Source organism: Chryseobacterium sp. CCNWLW53 (assembly GCF_037083525.1).
GTDB classification, from domain to species: Bacteria; Bacteroidota; Bacteroidia; order Flavobacteriales; family Weeksellaceae; genus Chryseobacterium; species Chryseobacterium lathyri.
Genome location: NZ_JBAOJR010000004.1, coordinates 581,262 through 598,099, shown reverse-complemented (window position 1 = coordinate 598,099; position 16,838 = coordinate 581,262). Strand labels below are relative to the sequence as shown.

Genomic DNA, 16,838 nt, shown 5'->3' with positions numbered 1-16,838 from the left:
TTGCACAAAGATGTTTTCCCTGAGAAAGAATTCAGTTCATTTAAATTTTAACAGACTTGTTTAGATTTGCACGTTATTTAACGTGTTTATTTTCAATTATTTACGTTTGTTAAATAATTGTAATATAGTATTTGAACGTTATAAAACATGATCTGTTGGCAGGCAGTTGAATTCTTTTTTGAAATATTTGTAAAAGGTAGATTTGGACTTAAATCCGCATTGGTAGGCTAGGTCTGTAACATTGGAATCAGGCTCTTCTTCCTGCATGCGTTTGAACTGTAAAACACGGTTACGGTTGGTATATTCATGAAAGTTGGAAGAAAGATATTGGCTGAACGTAATGGTAAGATCAGTTCTGGAAATAGATAAATACTGTGAAAGCTGCTCCAGGGTAAAGTCTTCATCCAGATAAATAATGCTTTTGTCATAAAATTCCTCTATGGAAGATTTTACCTTCTCAAAATCTATTTTAGAAAGATCTTTGTACTGGTATTTTTCCTTAAAAAGGGGCTCTTCAGGGACTATAAGGGTGTCTTTCTTTTGCTGTTCGTGGTACGTTAAAACATAAACGTACAATATCCAGGCGAACTGGATCAAAAAAGAAAGGTTATACATTTTTTGAAACAGAAGAATATCCAGCCCTAATTTGTAGCTTGACCAGAAAACCAAAACACTCCCTAACACAAAAGATAAAAATAGCCGGAATTTTTTTATAAAAGGGTTTTCGATCTTTTTTTGATACAGGGACAATAGAACAATACAGATGAAAAGACTTCCTGTCCAATAATGAATATAATAATTGGCAAAATATTTTGAGTACAAACCAATAATCAGATCTCCTTCTTTGTAACCGAATAGCTTTGCTGACAATCCAAAGGTATGGATGAGAACGATCAGGGAGAAAGGGTAGAGCAGGTATTTCAGTTTGTCCCGGTGTTTGAAATTAATCAGATAAAAAGTAATGTACAGAAATATCAAACCCTTAAAAACTCTGAGACTGCCCGGTATTTCATAAAGAATAGATTCATAGCCGAATCTTTGGATGATGAAATATTCATAGCCCATATCCACTACTACGGTCACAATGTAGAGCAATAGCATATTGTGGAAAGACTTTCTGTTCTTGGCAAGACAGAGTAAGACAGCCAGCGTAATTACAGCCTGCAGGATAACAACCATTAAAATGTACAACATAGCCAGTTTAAATCTGCCCAAAATTATCAATAAACAGGAAGGATGCTTTTAACAGATCATTAAATTTTTGGTATTTTTATAAAAAGTTTTCAGGAACTCATGTTCATCTTCAAAAGTATAAGTGTTCAATCGGTAAATATTTAGTTTTAAATTAAAAGTAAAACAGCAGGCATGAAATTGAAATTAGGGATCCTGGACCAATCTCCGACCATTGAAGGGGGCAGTTCACTACAGGCATTGAAGAACAGCATTGATCTGGCGCTGTTTGCTGATAAAGCAGGATTTCATAGTGTCATCTATTCCGAACATCATGGAGTGGAAGCATACGGAAGTTCAAGTCCTGAAATTCTGTCTGCCATCATATTAAGCAAAACTGAACGAATCAAAGTAGGAACCGGAGGGATCATGATGAAAAATTATTCGGCCTACAAGATCGCAGAATGGGCCAAAATGCTGGAAAGTCTTTATCCGGAACGGTTTGTTCTGGGTTTGGGGAAAGCTCCGGGAGGATTAAAAGATGCCGTATCCGCATTGAATAACCACCGCCCCGTTGTTTTATCCAGTCAGGAAACTAAACTTGAAGAGATCATACAATACATTAAAGAAGAAAAGGGAGTCTATGAAGGGCTTATTGCCCAGCCAAAAGGCCTTACCCACCTGCCTGAAATCCTATGGCTTGGCTCCGGAATTCAATCTGCCAGGGAAGCAGCTCAACATGGCGTGGGGTATTCATATGCTGATTTTATGAGAAATGATCAGGGGACGAAAAGTACCGAAACTTATTTAAGCGAATTCGATAGAAACCAGTACAGTCCGGTTCCTTCGCTCCAGGTGGCTGTTGCGGTATCTGTAGCAGAAGATCTGAAATCAGCTCAATACAATGCCTACGGAATGGCTTATCAGTTTCTGCAGGCAAGGCATATACAGGCGCCGGAAGCACTTCTTCCCTCAGAAACAGTTGAACAGAGAATATTGGGAAGTGAAGATGAAGAAGAATTTTTTAAAATCCTGGATCATATCATTACAGATACACCGGGAAATATTTCAGCGAGGCTCCGGGAAAAAGCGGACGAGTATGGTACAGATGAATTAATCATTCTCTGTAATATGTTTAAAGAAACAGACCGTATAGATACCTATAAAAGTATTATATTGGCAAACGTATAATCACATATCCCTCATGAGCTATAATATCCAGTTATTCAGCATTGAAACAAAAGAAAAAGAGAAGGCCGCCGATGACGACAGCTTTTTTGACCGTGAAGAAAATCTTGTTCCATTCACGGGAGAACAGATAGCGGGATTGAAAGAACGCCTTTTAAAGTATAAATATGCATTGGTAAGAGAAGATGAAACGGGAATTCATTTCAGCCATCCTAATGAAGATTTTGGAAATGCCTTACTTACCGATAAAGGCCTTTATTTCAATGCAAATTTGAGTGAAAGTTCCATTTTTGAAGTAGGAATGACTGCATCTGAGTTTACAGATACGGGTGAATTTGCAAAATATGACCCGCAGAATGAAGGCTGGGAAGAATTCTAAATCTCAATTATAGTTTTTTAAAATTCTGCAGCGTTTCTATGACTCCTTCAGGTTTTTCATTTTCAAAAATACCAGATTCTAAAACCCTTTCAAAGGTTTGCGCAGTTCCGGAAGCAATGATGTTAGGGAGATTTTCACTTTCCAGCATTTCGGCCAGACCTTTCATTTCATCAATCCTTCTCACAATGTGCTGAGGATAGGTAGGCGTTGTTTTCATGAGGTCCTGATAGGTTCCCGGAAGGAATTCCTGAAGACTTTCGTTCAGTTCATCCAGGATTCCGAAATGGGCTGCTGCAGTCATGGTTTCAAAAAACAAGGCGTTCATTCCTTTATTCACCATAGAAAATAAGAGTTTGTATGCTGATGCTGCCTCTGTTTTTTCACTGGCATCTTTTATTTTAAAAACAGGAGCAAACAGATTGATAAACAAATTTCTGTACATACCGCTCACCACCAATACAGCATGGTCAGGAATATCTTTGGAAGCTCCCATTACTGCTCCATTCACGAATGGAATATCTATTGACAAAAATAGTTGCTCAATAGTGGCGGCAAGAGCTGGAGTATTAGAGTTTAAATCGACATAGAGAGGGCAGTTTGAAGCTTTTTCCAGACAGGAAATAATGCTTTCCGCTACTTTCAGGCTTCCTTCCGGGCTGGTAAGCGAAAGGATAACATCAGCCTGCTCAACAGTATCCTGAAGAGAATGAGTATCAATAATTCCTAATTCTTTTATATTCTGTAATGTTCTTTCCGACCTTCCTTCTCCTGCAGTGATAACTTTAAAGTTGTGGTTTATAAATGCTTTTGCTATTTGGGTTCCCATATCTCCTGGAAACAGAACTGCAATAACGGGCTGAGTTTTCAATATTAATAATTTTTGAATGTTGAATATTCGAAGATACAAATCTCTTTATTTTTTTTCAGTTGTCACACACATTGTATCGATACGGTTTATTGATAAAACTGATTCATAAAGGAACTGTTCCGGATTTTGCTTAATTTTGATCCTTACTGCAGTACTTTATTATAATGAATAAGTCCCCGATTAATAATTATTTCCATTCCTTATTTGACATTAAAGAAGAAGTGGTTGGAAAAATCACAGAGACATTCAGTCACTTTGAACTCAAAGCGAATGAAGTTTTGTTGAATAAAGATGAGATCAGTACCAAAACCTATTTCCTGGAAAAAGGCTATGTCCGTTCCTTTATCCTTAATGAGGATAATGAAGAAATCACGACTAATATTTATGCAGCGCCCTGTTTTGTCAACGACTTTCTGTCGTTTTTCAGACAGCAGCCTGCGAAAGAAACATACCAAACCATTACTGCATGTTCTTTTTGGGAAACAGGTTTGGAAAATGTACAGCACAACTTTCATAACATCCCGGAATTCAGAGAATTCAGCAGGCTTCTTTTTGTTCTTAATTATTACAGCATTCATGACCGCTTGATCGAAATGGCCAGCCAGAAAGCTTCCACCAGATATTTTAATCTGATGAAAAAGCATCCCGATATTTTCCAGTTTGTTCCTCTGAAGATCATCGCTTCTTACCTGGGAATTAAAGACAGCTCATTAAGCCGCATCAGAAGAGATATTCATAAAATGTAACCGTACAGGTTTTAGAGTTGGAGGGTTTTTGGGTTTGAGAGTATAGGAGTGTATTGAGTTGCTGGTTAAAATAACGTTGCTGGTTCCTTGACTTTATCATTTACTATTCACTTGCAAAGCAAAATTAACGATTGACATTTTCTAATATTAATAAAAGTCTCAGGTCTCATGTCTGAAATCTGAAATCTAATTTCTTTTCATTTGTCAAGTGATATATTAGAATTTGGATCTCATCTTTGTTAAAAATAAATTTATGAGCAAAAAACATATTGCAGTGCTTGGATTGGGTGGAGTAGGCGGATATTTCGGTTTTAAAATCAACCAGGAAAATGAGTCTTCCAAAAAATATAAAGTCAGTTTTGTAGCCAGAGGAGAAACCTATCAGAAGGTAAAAGAAAACGGACTGGTTCTTCTCTCGCCTGAGCACCCTGTAGATCATACTTATCCTGATGCCATAGAGCAGAATATCAGTGATGTGAAAAATGCAGACTTACTATTGATCTGTGTAAAAGAATATGACCTGGAAAATATTTGCCAGCAGCTTAAAGAGGTGATCAGCAGCGAAACAGTACTGCTTCCCATGATGAATGGTGCGGATATTTACGAAAGAATTAGAAAAATAATTCCTGATAACGTTATTCTGCCGACCTGTCTCTATGTAGCTTCCCATATCAAAGAAAAAGGAATTGTAGAGCATAAAGGAAAAGCAGGAAAAATGATTGTAGGAAGAGATCCTGAACATTTTTCTGCGGATGTGGATTGGATTGTTGATATATTGAAAGAAAGTAAAATTGATTTTGATTTTAAAGATAATTCACTGGCAGATATTTGGACGAAATATATTTTCATTGCCAGTTTCGGACTGGTGACAGCTAAACATAATTCTTCCATTGGAATGGTATGCACAGATGAAAATCAGAGAATTGAAGCTTCTGAAATCATGAGAGAAATTAAAAGGATCGCTGACAAAAAAAGGATTGCTCTGGATGAAGATATTATTCAGAAAACATTTGAAAAAGCAGCTACATTTCCTTTTGAAACTCCGACATCTCTACAACTTGACGTCAACTCCGGAAAAGAAAATAATGAACTTGAATTATTAGGGGGTGCCGTTTTGAATTTCGGAAAAGAATTGAGTATTGAGACGCCTGTCACACAGAAAATTTATAATGAAATAAAAGCCTTATAAGCTGAGATATTTTGTTTTCTAAAAACAAGTCATAAAATGAAAGCGGGTTTATTCCCGCTTTTATATTGGTTTCTAATTAATGTGTTCACTTATCTTAAGAGTGAAGGAATTTTTGGCGGCTGAATAAAATGTCATCGGTTTCACGGTGCTCAGGATCATCTACACAGCAATCTACCGGGCATACCGTTTTACACTGCGGCTCCTCATGAAATCCTTTACATTCTGTGCATTTTCCCGGAACAATATAGTAAACGTCGTCCGAATAAGCCTGTTGATAAGCTCCTGCATCTGTTTCCGCTCCATCCGGAAAGATCACTTTTCCGGAAAGTTTTGTTTTATCTTGCCACCTCCAGTCAACAGCGCCTTCATAGATTGCTGAATTAGGACATTCGGGTTCACAGGCTCCGCAGTTAATGCAGTCATCGGTTATTGTAATAGCCATATTATATTTTTTTAAAAAGATTTTAAAAGAGATTTCTCCTGACTTGTTATAGCCCGAGAAATCTCCGTCTAAACATAACTTAAATGAAAAAACAATGGGTTATAATTTTTACTATATCTTTCCTATTCTCTTCGTAGTTGCAATGCCGATCATCTGATCAAATTTAGCAGAATATAAAGAAGATATTTTTGCCGGATCTTCCGGATCAAATAATGCTGATCTGATAATAGGTATACTGAAAGGAAGAGGCCATGCCCGCAGAGATTTTGCAACCGCATCCATAGTATTAATGCCCTGCATAGCCTGCAGGCCATCTGCCCAGCAAACCAGGCCAACCGTTTTATCCGTGAGATAAGGCTGATAATGATTGGCTGTAACTTCAAGCCAGTCCAGACAGTTTTTCATTACTCCCGGAATACTGCCGTGATAAAGCGGAGCTAACCAGAAGTGAATATCTGCCTCCAAAAATAGCTGGCACATGCGTTCTACAGCCAAAGGAGTTTTAGTAAGGGCAGTGTCAAAAAGTGGAATTCCCGAATCTGCCAATGTAAAGATCTCTGTCTGGAAGCCTGATTGCTCCAGCCTTTCTGCAAAGTATCGGGAAATTCGTCCGGAAGTAGATTCAGGTCTTTTTTCTAAAGAACCGTTTAATATAAGTGCTTTCATTGCTTTTAACTTTTAAAGATTACTTTCGGAAGACCTATTTCACCATACATCAAAGTTTTGACCAAGGGTTTCAAAAGTCCGGCTGCCAATAAGTACAGAGAAGGATCATGATCAGCTTTTGCCCGGACAACAACTTTCTGATTTTTATATGATCTCAGATCTGCATACATAAGGCGGCGTTTCCAAAGATCCAGCAGAACCGTTTCTGTATTATTTAAATCTGCATAAATGGCATAAGGAGATAATTTTTCCATTAACATCATCAATGCCCAGGGCGGAATAATAGCATCCGTAGAACAAATAATTGCTACAGCTTTTTCGTTGTATACAGAAAAGTCTACGGCAGCAATGGATTCCTTAAATTCCTTTTCCTTTACAATCATTCCCATGAAAAGATGATCTTTGATATCCAGTTCCATAATTTCTGTAGTTGGTCTGTAGTCTGAGAGATCAAGGGCAATGATTCCGGAGGCTTCCGCTTTATTGATGAATATTTTCTGATCCATAATTGATTTTGTAATCAATATTAAAGTTAGTTATTTAATTTTTGAAAGAGCTTCTTCGTATTTTTTCTCTACGGCTGACCAATTTAAAACAGACCAGAATGAATCCAGATAATCCGCTCTCTTATTCTGGTAAGCTAAATAATAAGCATGTTCCCATACGTCAATTCCAAGAATCGGAAAACCTCTGTTGACCTGTTGGATATCCATCATCGGGTTATCCTGGTTGGGAGTAGAGGCCACAGCCAGAGAACCGTTAAATTTTACAAACAGCCATACCCATCCGGATCCAAACTGTCCAAGACCTGCTTTTTTCATTTCAGCCTTAAGGTTTTCAAGGCTTCCAAAAGTGGAGATGATAACCTCTGCCAGTTTTCCTTCAGGGTTTAACTGAGGTTGTGGAGAGAGAATTTCCCAAAATAATGAGTGGTTGAAATGTCCGCCACCGTTATTTCTTACGGCAGGGCTGTATTCACTGATTCTTTGAAGGATGGAATCCAGATCGTCTGAAGTTTCATCCGACGCCTTCAAAGCTGCATTCAGATTATCTACATAAGCCTGATGGTGACGCTGATGATGAATGGTCATTGTTTCTTTATCTATAAATGGTTCCAGTGCATCGTAAGCATAAGGAAGCTGAGGTAGTGTAAATGTGCTCATTGCTTTTATTTTTTAATTAATGTATTCCAAAGGTAATCATATATTTTAATAAAACAACTTTATTGTTGTTTTATTGGATTGGCGTATTTTACTTTAAACACTTGAATAGCTGTAATTTAATATATAAAACTAAAGATTATAGAAAATGACTATATTTGTTGTATAAAATAAAACAACTAAATTATTGTAAAATGAAGAAGCCGGCAGCAGACCGAATCCTGATGTTCTTAAAAATGAGAGGGGAGGCGACATCGCTTCTGATCTCTAAAGAGCTTTCCATAACAAAAGAAGGTGCAAGAAAGCATTTACTGAATCTTGCTGTGGAAGGACTCATCCGGCCTGTCGCAAAAAGTGAAGGGGTCGGACGACCTTCAACCTACTATACTCTTACGGAAAAAGGTTTGTCGCAGTTTCCGGATTCCCATGCCGACGTAACTGTACAGATCCTGAGGTCTGTAAAAAATTTGTTGGGAGAAAACGCATTGGATCTGCTGATCAATGACAGAGAAAAAAATACGTACGAACGCTATGAAAAAGCTTTGGTAAAAGCAGAATCCTTAGAACAACGGTTAGAAGTGCTGGTACAGGCCCGAAATGAAGAAGGCTATATGGCAGAATGGACGAAAGAAGGCAATGAGTATTTTCTCATAGAAAACCACTGCCCGATATGTGCCGCGGCCACCGAATGTCAGGGATTCTGCCGGGCAGAGCTTTCCAACTTCCGGAACCTGATCGGCAAAGAGTATCAGGTGGAAAGAGTAAGTCATATTCTTTCCGGTGGACAGCGGTGTGTGTATAAAATTAGTGAGTGATTTTTAGATAAAAGATAAAAGATAAAAGATAAAAGATAAAAGATCTTGTTATTAAAATTCAATAGGAGCGGGCTTTAGCCCGCTTACAAAAAAATGCCTTGATCATCTGGCTTTAGCCAAAATCTAAAATCAAGAATCCCGTCCTAAAAAATCAGATCCAATTCTCAATAAGATGAAGCCAGAATACTTTTTCCTCCCGTATCACAAAGACAGCTGATGACTTCCGCCGTGTCACTACAGATCCGGTTGTCTGGATCTCAATGTACGAAGACAGTCCATGGCTTTCTGTAATTTGAACATCAATATTTTCAATGACAATGCTGCGTTCCGGAAATTTACCGTATGCTCCCGGAAGCCATTCTGAAAATGTAGCCAAAGTCACAGTATCGCCGTTTCCTGTAACCATTCTGAAATCTGCATCAAATCCCGACAGAAGCTTTTTGTAAAGCTTGTTTTGATCTTGTTCTCCACGAAACCAAGCTTCAATATCTCTGTGAAATCCATTGATTTCTGTAATGATTTTTTCTGTGTTATTCATAAGTTTAAGTATATAATTATTGTTATTAAAAAAATGACATATAATCTACTCAACATAATATTTTATGCTTTAATAGCTTCTTATTGATGAAAATTCCTGCGACCTGAAAGATTGCAATCATTAAAATAGCCAGGGCAAAGGCTTTCGGGAATCCTAGAACTTCAATTGTGCTGAAAAACACAGTTCCGATAATGGTACCACCGGTTACACTCCCGATCTGTATGCTGATACTGATCAGTCCTGAAGCCTGACCTGCCTTTTTTCTATCTATTAATGCAATAGCTTCCCGCATCATCACAGGCATGATAATACCATGACCCAGCCCGGCCAAAAATAAGCTGATATCCATTCCTATCGAAGGTTTTTCCTGAAGATAAATGAATATTGAGGCTAAAGAGAACCCTGAAATCAATAATCCCAAACCAATGTAAACCATGATATGTGAAGAATATTTTATTTTGGAAATAAGCAATGGTCCGATAAAAAAAGCCATTCCGTAGGGAATAATAGCAAGACCTGTATCTACCGGGTTCCAATTCAGGAACTGCTGCAAATAATACGGATAGCAGATAAACAGTCCTGATGTGAAATTGTAAAAGAAAATAATCAGGAGACAAAGAACAAACGGGTGGTACTGCAAAAGAGTAGGGTCTATCAATACAGGCCTGTTCTTACGCAATGATTTAACTTCATATCTGTAAAACGCCATCAACAGTAAAAGTCCTGATAGTAGAATCGCAAAAATCCACCATGCCCACTGGTATTTCCGTCCGAAAATAATAGGACATATAAACATTAATAATGAGGTGATTAGCAATAGCGCGCCGGCATAATCAATTTTCTGTCTTTTTTCTTCCCGGTTATTCTCCATGGTATAATGGATACCTACGATACAAAGCAGCGTAACGGGAACATTGACTAAAAATACCGTTTCCCATGAAAATATTATCCAGTGGAGATTAAGCAGAAATCCACCTAGCAATTGTCCTGCAACAGAAGCCAAACCGAATACGGAACTGAATATACTGACTGCCTTAGGCTGCTCGCTGCTGTTGAATAAAACCCTTATAGATGCCAGAACCTGAGGGGCCAGAAAAGAAGCGCCAACTCCCTGAAACATCCGTGAAATAATAAGAAGTGTAATATTTGGAGAGAAAGCACAGGCAAGAGAAGAAAGTAAAAAGAGATATAATCCCAAAGTAAATATTTTTTTGCGGCCATATAAGTCGCCCAGACGTCCCCCACAAACCACAAGCGCAGCGTAAGTAAGCCCGTAAATGGCAACTACCATTTGTAGCTGATGATCACTGGCACTAAAAGTTTTTTTAATGGAGGGAAGTGCCATATTGACTATAAAATAATCGAGTGGCGAAAGAAAGGCTCCTGCTGTGAGGTAGCCAAGTGCCTGCCATCGTTTGGGATAGATATTCATATTTTTTCTACAAAATTAGCCGCTTATTATACCTGTAAAATTGTACTTTTGGAGGAAAAATAAGTATTCAAGCATGAAAATGTTACAGGTTGAACACATTGATGTAAAGGAAATCAGGTTTTGCAGCGAAGGAATAGCTCTCAAAACAAAAGCTTTTCTTTCACTGGTGTATGTTCTGAAGGGTTGCGGAACACTCACGTATGACGAACGAACTATTACATTCGGGGAATCGAAGCTTTTTATTATTCCCCAGCATCAGCTGTACCATTTTGAAAGTAATGATGCCCAATTGATCGTTATAGAATGTCCGATTGAGTTTATTGATAAAATAAGACTGGAAGCTGACCGTATAGAAAGCTGCGAAAACCTTTATAAACTCCAATATATAAGCAATAATTATCATGCAAGGGCAGGATGTGTATTCCGGAATAAGGATGATGAACGTTTTGCTGAAACCCTCATTATACAAATTACCAGAGAGCATAAGCGTAAAACTGATGACTATCTGATTATCCGTAACTGTATTTCTATCCTGTTGAATATTATAGCACGGAATATCATTGACAGCGAAACCTCAGATCTGCAGCAGAACGTAAAAGCTTTCTCCATCATGAAAATTATTACCTATATTCAGGAGCATGTAAAAGATAAAGAGAAGACCAGGATACATTCCATAGCAGATCATTTCGGGATTTCAAAGAATTATTTCGGGGAATACTTCAAGCAGCATACAGGAATTTCCTATCAGGATTATCTGCTGGATTACCGCCTGAAACTGGTAGAAACCTATTTGAAATACAGCAGTGTCCGATTGAGCGAAATCGCGTATGAACTCCAGTTCAGTGATGAAAGCCATCTGTCAAGGCTTTTCAAGAAGCACAGGAATATGACGCCTAAAGAATACAGAAAAAATCTTTTGGTTAAACCCGATCAGGAGGGAATTTAGTCTGAAAGAGGAAAAAATAAGAAAAAGAAGTGCTAATACCATTGATTGCTATGGCTTAACTTTCTTCTTCAGGCATCCGGCTTCCATTCCCCAATTCAATACTTCGTTAATATTTCCATCAGCATCAGGATAGATACCAGTTTTTTAGAAGACTGGTATTCCGGGTTCAGCTGCTCTCTTATTTCCCCCAAAGCTTTGCTTAATTTATTACTTACCGTCTTATTGCTGATGCCGAGAGCTTCTGCCGTTTCATCAACAGACATATTTCTTCTGATTCTCATATCATACACGCTCTGTTCCGTCGTGGGAAGCTGTGAAACCACCTCATCAATCATAGATAATAAAGCAGAGATCTCGTTTTCTTCAAGAATTTCAAAATATTCCGTATCAGATATATTCATCTCGCCTGTAGGGTCAAATTCATCAATACTAATGGTAGACGGAACCTTTTTAGAGCTGTTATAATGATCAATAATTCTGTAATGAAGATAACGCAGGAGGTAGCCTTTTGCACTTTCTGTGTCGTCGGTCTGTATGGAAGTGGTGTCTTCAAGTATTTTTATCCAGAGGTTCTGCAGCAGTTCTTCAGACATCTCTTTATCTCTCGTCCTCGTGAAAACAAAACGGTAAAGACTGTCCCAATACCGCTCATAGAACAGCATGAATGCAGGACGGTCACCTGATTTTATCTTCTTTAATATCGTATAGTCTGTAAGCATCATATCGTTGGTACAAAATTACCTAAAGGAAAATTAACTTTTTATGAACTTTGGGGATTCTAAGATTAATTATTTCTGAAAGATATCCCCTAAATGTGAATCAAATGTTGAGAAAGCAGTAGAATGGGTTAAAAATGTTAACAAGTTGGTTTTAATGTGAATACAATATTAAGAACCGCCTGGGGAAGTTTTTCATTTTCACAGTCTTATAGATAGAAGTATCTGTGAATACATGAAATATTTTATGAAAAGCCAAAAAAATAAGAATACTGCAGCTTTTGTTTTTAAGCTCTGGCAAAGGGAAGTTTCCGAAGGGGAAATCTCTGAAAAAGAAAAAGAAATTTTGAGTCAGTGGGAAATCCGGACAGAAAAAGACCTGGACAGAATCCATATGAAGGAATCCAAAGAAAGGGTTTTATCTGCACTCGAAATGTATTTTATTAAGCCGGTCCAGACAGCTCCTCTCTATTCATTAAAAAAATATGTATACACAGCTGCGGCTGCAATTATACTTCTGTTGTCTTTAGGAGGAATCCTATATACGGCATTCTTTAGACCTGATACCTATACTTCGGGCTCGGAAAACCGTAAAGTTTACCTGGCAGACGGTTCTGTGGTTACATTGTTGAACGGTGCAGAACTCACAGTAGATAAATCGTTTCCTGCTTCCACTAGAATAGTGTATCTGAAAGGGGATGCCATATTTTCTGTAGCAAAATCAAAGAGCCATCCCTTCATTGTACATGCAGATGGTTTCAGTACCAAAGTCCTGGGAACTGTTTTTAAAATTTCACAGTCCGGGAATGACAAATCTGTACAGCTTTATGAAGGTAAAGTTGCTGTTTCCTATGCCGGAGTCCCGGTTTCTTACCTGAAGCCTAACCAGAAATGGACCAATTTCGGGATAGCCCATACCGCAGCCGTGATTTCACTTATAACAGAAAAAAAATTAGGAAAACAGAAAGCAGAACTCTTATCATTAAGCTTCAACGATGTTTCCTTTAAAGAGGTGGCAGATGTGATGCAGAATAATTACAAGATCAGGATCGTATATCCTAAAGAAACTGCAGAAAAGAGGATAACGGCAGATTTCACAGGAGGTACAGCCGATGAAAATATGGAAGCGCTGGCCTTTATATTGGGCCTTGAAGTACACAAAGAAGATCATATATACACCCTGAAGAAATAACCTACATAGAATTAACACTAAAAGAAAATAAATTATTAAAAGAGAAATTGAACATATGAAAAGATTGAAATGCGGTCTTACCGTTGCGGCAGTATTCTTTACGGTAGCAACTGAAGCTCAGGAACTGGTTCAGAAAGTATCATTTTCAGTACCTGCAAGCAGGCCTCTTATTGAGGTTCTGGAAGATTTTGCCGGAAAAACAGGAATGAGGCTGGCCTATTCTAAAATAGATATTAAAGAGCTGAAGGTAAAAGGCGTAAAATGTGAAAATACTTCTGTCAATAACTGTCTTAAAGATATTACAAACGGGCTTCCGGTAGCATTCCGCCTTCGTGGAGATCTTATTTCAATAAAATATGAAGGAACTGGTATTTCGGTAACGGGAGACGGAAGGATTACCGGAAAGATTGTGGATGAAGTAGGAAATCCTGTGGCCGGAGCTGAAGTAACAGTTGCTAAAAAGACTGTACTTACAGATAATAACGGAGATTTCGTGGTAGATCTGCCTTCAGGAATATATACTTTAACCGTAAAAGCATCAAAATACAGTCCGCTTCGGGTAGAAAAACTTTCAGTCAATACTAATGAAACCAATACGGTCTCATTTGCCATGAAACAGGCTCCGGACAAAATAACGGACATCCGGGAAGTGGTGATTACCGGCACCCGGAAAGCAGATACGCAGGCCGGGCTTCTCGCCCAACAGAAAAAAGCTGCCCAGATGAGTGACGGGATCTCCGCCGAGCAGATCGCCAAAACACCGGATAATGATGTAGGTGGAACCCTTAAAAGAGTAACAGGAATAACGACCATAGACAACAAATATGTAGTGGTTCGGTCTATGGGAGAACGCTGGAATACAGCAGCTATGGACGGAATCAACCTTCCGAGTACAGAAGCCTACAACCAGAATTTCTCATTTGATATTATTCCTACCGCCATGGTGGAAAGCATTGTAGTAAGTAAAACGGCAACACCGGATATGAATGCCAGCTTTGCCGGAGGTTATGTTGAGGTAAGAACCAAAGATATTCCCAACGAAAACTTTACCACAGTAAGTGTAGGGACTTCCTATAATGACCAGTCGGCGTTTAAAGAATTCCTGACCCGTAAACGTGGGAAATATGATTATTTCGGGTATGATGATGGTACAAGAGATTTTCCCAAAGGACTTGAAGCTACAGACTGGAATAATCCTTTGTTTTTTGAGCAGTCTAAAAGATTCACAAACGATAATTTTTCTACCTTCAGTACCACAGGAGATATGGGATCCAATGTACAGGTAGCATTGGGAAGATCATTTGCCCTTAAAAATAATAATAAATGGGGCTTTGCCGGAGCATTTACGGTAAGAAATGAACAAAATAAGTTAGACATCGATCATACAGGAAGGGGAAACTGGCTGGACACCACAGCACCATACGATCCCAACTGGCAGGCGAATGGAACAGATCCTATTGTTTTTTACAATTTCAAAAATAAAGGAGCATCATACAATTACAACTCGACGTTAGCAGGAATGCTGAATTTTGGATTACAGCTGGGAAAAAACAGAATCTCCTTCCGTAATTCCTACACCCATATTTATGATAATACGCTGACCAGAATAACCGGCTGGAATGAATATACAGGAGGGAGCGGAATGGCTGCCAATGCCGAAGCATCCTATAATTATTTCTATAACGGGATTATTCCCAATAATAATCCTTCACAGATCAAGGATCTGGACAAGCCTTATACCGATAATACCAATTATCCTATCTATCAGACGCTTTTACAGAACAAGCTTGAGGGAAACCACAAAGTTGGAAATGCCGAAATCAACTGGTTTGCTGCAAGAACAGGAGTGAAATCTGATACCAAAGACTACACCCAGTATCTGAGTCTTTACGATTTCATTGGCAGCGAGATTCTTAACTATCACAGGATTTATAATTCGGGATCTAATTTCTACAGAGGATATATCGCCAACAAAGAAACGGATTATAACTATGGAGCTTCGCTTAAATGGAATATAGACAAAGGAAATTTTAAAAATGATATTAAGTTAGGATATGCAGGGGTTATAAAAAATAATACCAATCAGCAGGAGAAATTCTTTTTAAGGGTGGATGAAAACAGGGATGTTCCAAACAGTGAAAAAAACTTTATCACCATGCATGGTTCTTTGGCCCAGTGGTTTGACGGTTCTAAATATGTTCCGGGAGGAATAGGCTGGCAAACCAGACCCCTGTACAAAAATGACAGGTATGAAGGAAAAGTAACCCAGAATGCATTTTATGTCATGCTTGATAACCGTTGGAAAAATATGTTCAGATTGGTTTGGGGAGTCCGTGCAGAATATTTTAAGTATGACCTTATTTCTCAGCAATTAGATCTTTCAGATAATCAAACGGTTAAAAAAGAGCCGATAGATGATAAACCGTGGCAGTGGATGCCTTCCGTAAATTTTACATACAGTCCTACCAATAAAATCAATGTAAGGCTTGCCTACAATAAAACGGTAATCCGTCCACAATTCAATGAGAGAACGGGGCTTCCTTACTTTGATCCGGTAGCCAACGGCTTGATTTATAATACGGAAATGACCTCATCGGTAGTGAAAAACTATGATTTTAAATTTGAATGGTTTCCCGGTCTTGGAGAAATATTCTCTGCCGGACTATATTACAAAGATATCGACAGGCCTATTGAGCGTGAAGGACGTCTTTCGAACGAAGGAAACCTCTTCCTTTACAACGGAAACTCTAAAAATGCAAAGCTGAAAGGAGTAGAAGTGGAAGTACGGAAAAATCTGGGGTTTATTGCTGAAGAATCCCTGCTGGAAAAACTTTTTATAAGCGGAAACTTTACTTATAACACGACAAAAGTAATTGCTTTTAAAGACCAGTATAAGACAGGAGACAATGGAGAAACTTATGAAGTGGAAAGACCACTGTACGGACAGACTCCTTATGCCTACAATTTAGGCATGACCTATGATGGAGGCCGTTTAGGTGCCAGCTTTTTATACAATGCCAAAGGAGATCAGTACATCACGGTAGGATATGATTATAACGGAGAAGAAATACAGCGTCCATATGCCGTAGCAGACGCCCAGCTTTCCTATAAATTTCTGAGAGACAAAAATCTGGAAGTAAAGTTTAATGTCAGAAACCTTTTCAACAGGGTAAAAGAGTTTTATAACAATTTCAATTCTTATTCAGTGCCGAATGGATCCGGAGGTAGCAACATATCTACAGACAGGGAGGCGTGGAAACTTCTGCCGGGAGCCACTGACAAATATGATAAAGATATCGACAAGATTACGTTCAGGGCTTATAGCGGAAGGATATTCGGCCTAAGCGTGAATTATACATTTTAAAAGACATTATAAAAAACAGAATAAAAG

General features: G+C 38.4%; 17 protein-coding genes. 8 read left to right on the top strand and 9 right to left on the bottom strand.

Annotated features, from left to right (window positions below; translation table 11 throughout):
• Window positions 1-138: 138 nt before the first annotated feature.
• The gene (locus V6R96_RS15765; RefSeq protein ID WP_336379195.1) at window positions 139-1,194 is read right to left on the bottom strand and encodes a helix-turn-helix domain-containing protein; all 1,056 of its coding nucleotides are present in this window, start codon (window positions 1,192-1,194) and stop codon (window positions 139-141) included.
• Window positions 1,195-1,365: 171 nt separating this feature from the next.
• On the opposite strand from V6R96_RS15765, the gene V6R96_RS15760 reads away from it, so the two are divergent.
• A complete protein-coding gene (locus tag V6R96_RS15760) occupies window positions 1,366-2,361 on the top strand; it encodes an MsnO8 family LLM class oxidoreductase (protein WP_336379196.1) in 996 nt (331 codons plus the stop codon).
• Window positions 2,362-2,374: 13 nt separating this feature from the next.
• Window positions 2,375-2,737, top strand: coding sequence for a hypothetical protein (locus V6R96_RS15755; RefSeq protein WP_336379197.1), 363 nt, complete (start codon window positions 2,375-2,377; stop codon window positions 2,735-2,737).
• Between the two features lie 7 nt (window positions 2,738-2,744).
• Here the strand turns inward: V6R96_RS15755 and V6R96_RS15750 are convergent, their stop codons facing one another.
• Window positions 2,745-3,605 carry a DUF1932 domain-containing protein gene (locus tag V6R96_RS15750; protein WP_336379198.1) on the bottom strand — a complete coding sequence of 287 codons (861 nt, stop codon included), beginning with the start codon at window positions 3,603-3,605 and terminating at the stop codon, window positions 2,745-2,747.
• A 164-nt stretch (window positions 3,606-3,769) separates the two neighbouring features.
• On the opposite strand from V6R96_RS15750, the gene V6R96_RS15745 reads away from it, so the two are divergent.
• Both V6R96_RS15745 and V6R96_RS15740 read left to right on the top strand, forming a co-directional pair.
• Entirely contained in the window at window positions 3,770-4,351 is a 582-nt protein-coding gene (locus tag V6R96_RS15745; protein ID WP_336379199.1) for a Crp/Fnr family transcriptional regulator, read from the top strand.
• Window positions 4,352-4,604: 253 nt separating this feature from the next.
• Entirely contained in the window at window positions 4,605-5,540 is a 936-nt protein-coding gene (locus V6R96_RS15740) for a ketopantoate reductase family protein (protein WP_223559849.1), read from the top strand.
• Between the two features lie 94 nt (window positions 5,541-5,634).
• Here V6R96_RS15740 and V6R96_RS15735 read toward each other — a convergent pair whose 3' ends face one another.
• From V6R96_RS15735 to V6R96_RS15720, 4 genes are all read right to left on the bottom strand, one after another.
• Window positions 5,635-5,982 carry a 4Fe-4S dicluster domain-containing protein gene (locus V6R96_RS15735; RefSeq protein ID WP_223559848.1) on the bottom strand — a complete coding sequence of 116 codons (348 nt, stop codon included), beginning with the start codon at window positions 5,980-5,982 and terminating at the stop codon, window positions 5,635-5,637.
• A gap of 111 nt (window positions 5,983-6,093) precedes the next feature.
• The gene (locus tag V6R96_RS15730) at window positions 6,094-6,648 is read right to left on the bottom strand and encodes an NADPH-dependent FMN reductase (RefSeq protein ID WP_111959700.1); all 555 of its coding nucleotides are present in this window, start codon (window positions 6,646-6,648) and stop codon (window positions 6,094-6,096) included.
• A gap of 5 nt (window positions 6,649-6,653) precedes the next feature.
• On the bottom strand, window positions 6,654-7,154 hold the full coding sequence (locus V6R96_RS15725) for a DUF2480 family protein (RefSeq protein WP_111959702.1): 501 nt from the start codon (window positions 7,152-7,154) through the stop codon (window positions 6,654-6,656).
• A gap of 30 nt (window positions 7,155-7,184) precedes the next feature.
• Window positions 7,185-7,811, bottom strand: a complete 627-nt coding sequence (locus tag V6R96_RS15720) for a superoxide dismutase (protein ID WP_111959704.1) — start codon at window positions 7,809-7,811, stop codon at window positions 7,185-7,187.
• A 191-nt stretch (window positions 7,812-8,002) separates the two neighbouring features.
• Between V6R96_RS15720 and V6R96_RS15715 the strand changes: the two genes are divergently transcribed.
• Complete coding sequence (locus V6R96_RS15715) at window positions 8,003-8,623, top strand: metalloregulator ArsR/SmtB family transcription factor (RefSeq protein WP_336379200.1); 621 nt, start codon at window positions 8,003-8,005, stop codon at window positions 8,621-8,623.
• 151 nt (window positions 8,624-8,774) lie between these two features.
• On the opposite strand, the gene V6R96_RS15710 is transcribed toward V6R96_RS15715, so the two are convergent.
• Both V6R96_RS15710 and V6R96_RS15705 read right to left on the bottom strand, forming a co-directional pair.
• Window positions 8,775-9,161, bottom strand: coding sequence for a hypothetical protein (locus V6R96_RS15710; RefSeq protein ID WP_336379201.1), 387 nt, complete (start codon window positions 9,159-9,161; stop codon window positions 8,775-8,777).
• Between the two features lie 49 nt (window positions 9,162-9,210).
• Window positions 9,211-10,593: an MFS transporter gene (locus V6R96_RS15705; RefSeq protein ID WP_336379202.1), complete on the bottom strand. Its 1,383-nt coding sequence runs from the start codon at window positions 10,591-10,593 to the stop codon at window positions 9,211-9,213.
• 73 nt (window positions 10,594-10,666) lie between these two features.
• On the opposite strand from V6R96_RS15705, the gene V6R96_RS15700 reads away from it, so the two are divergent.
• Window positions 10,667-11,539, top strand: a complete 873-nt coding sequence (locus V6R96_RS15700) for a helix-turn-helix transcriptional regulator (protein WP_336379203.1) — start codon at window positions 10,667-10,669, stop codon at window positions 11,537-11,539.
• Between the two features lie 95 nt (window positions 11,540-11,634).
• Here V6R96_RS15700 and V6R96_RS15695 read toward each other — a convergent pair whose 3' ends face one another.
• Complete coding sequence (locus V6R96_RS15695) at window positions 11,635-12,261, bottom strand: RNA polymerase sigma factor (RefSeq protein WP_111959714.1); 627 nt, start codon at window positions 12,259-12,261, stop codon at window positions 11,635-11,637.
• Window positions 12,262-12,502: 241 nt separating this feature from the next.
• Here V6R96_RS15695 and V6R96_RS15690 point away from each other — a divergent pair, with 241 nt between their 5' ends.
• Together V6R96_RS15690 and V6R96_RS15685 are read left to right on the top strand one after the other, a co-directional pair.
• Window positions 12,503-13,447 (top strand): FecR domain-containing protein, encoded by a 945-nt coding sequence (locus V6R96_RS15690; RefSeq protein WP_336379204.1) that lies wholly within the window; start codon window positions 12,503-12,505, stop codon window positions 13,445-13,447.
• Window positions 13,448-13,502: 55 nt separating this feature from the next.
• Window positions 13,503-16,811: a TonB-dependent receptor gene (locus V6R96_RS15685; RefSeq protein WP_111959718.1), complete on the top strand. Its 3,309-nt coding sequence runs from the start codon at window positions 13,503-13,505 to the stop codon at window positions 16,809-16,811.
• The last annotated feature ends 27 nt before the right edge of the window (window positions 16,812-16,838 follow it).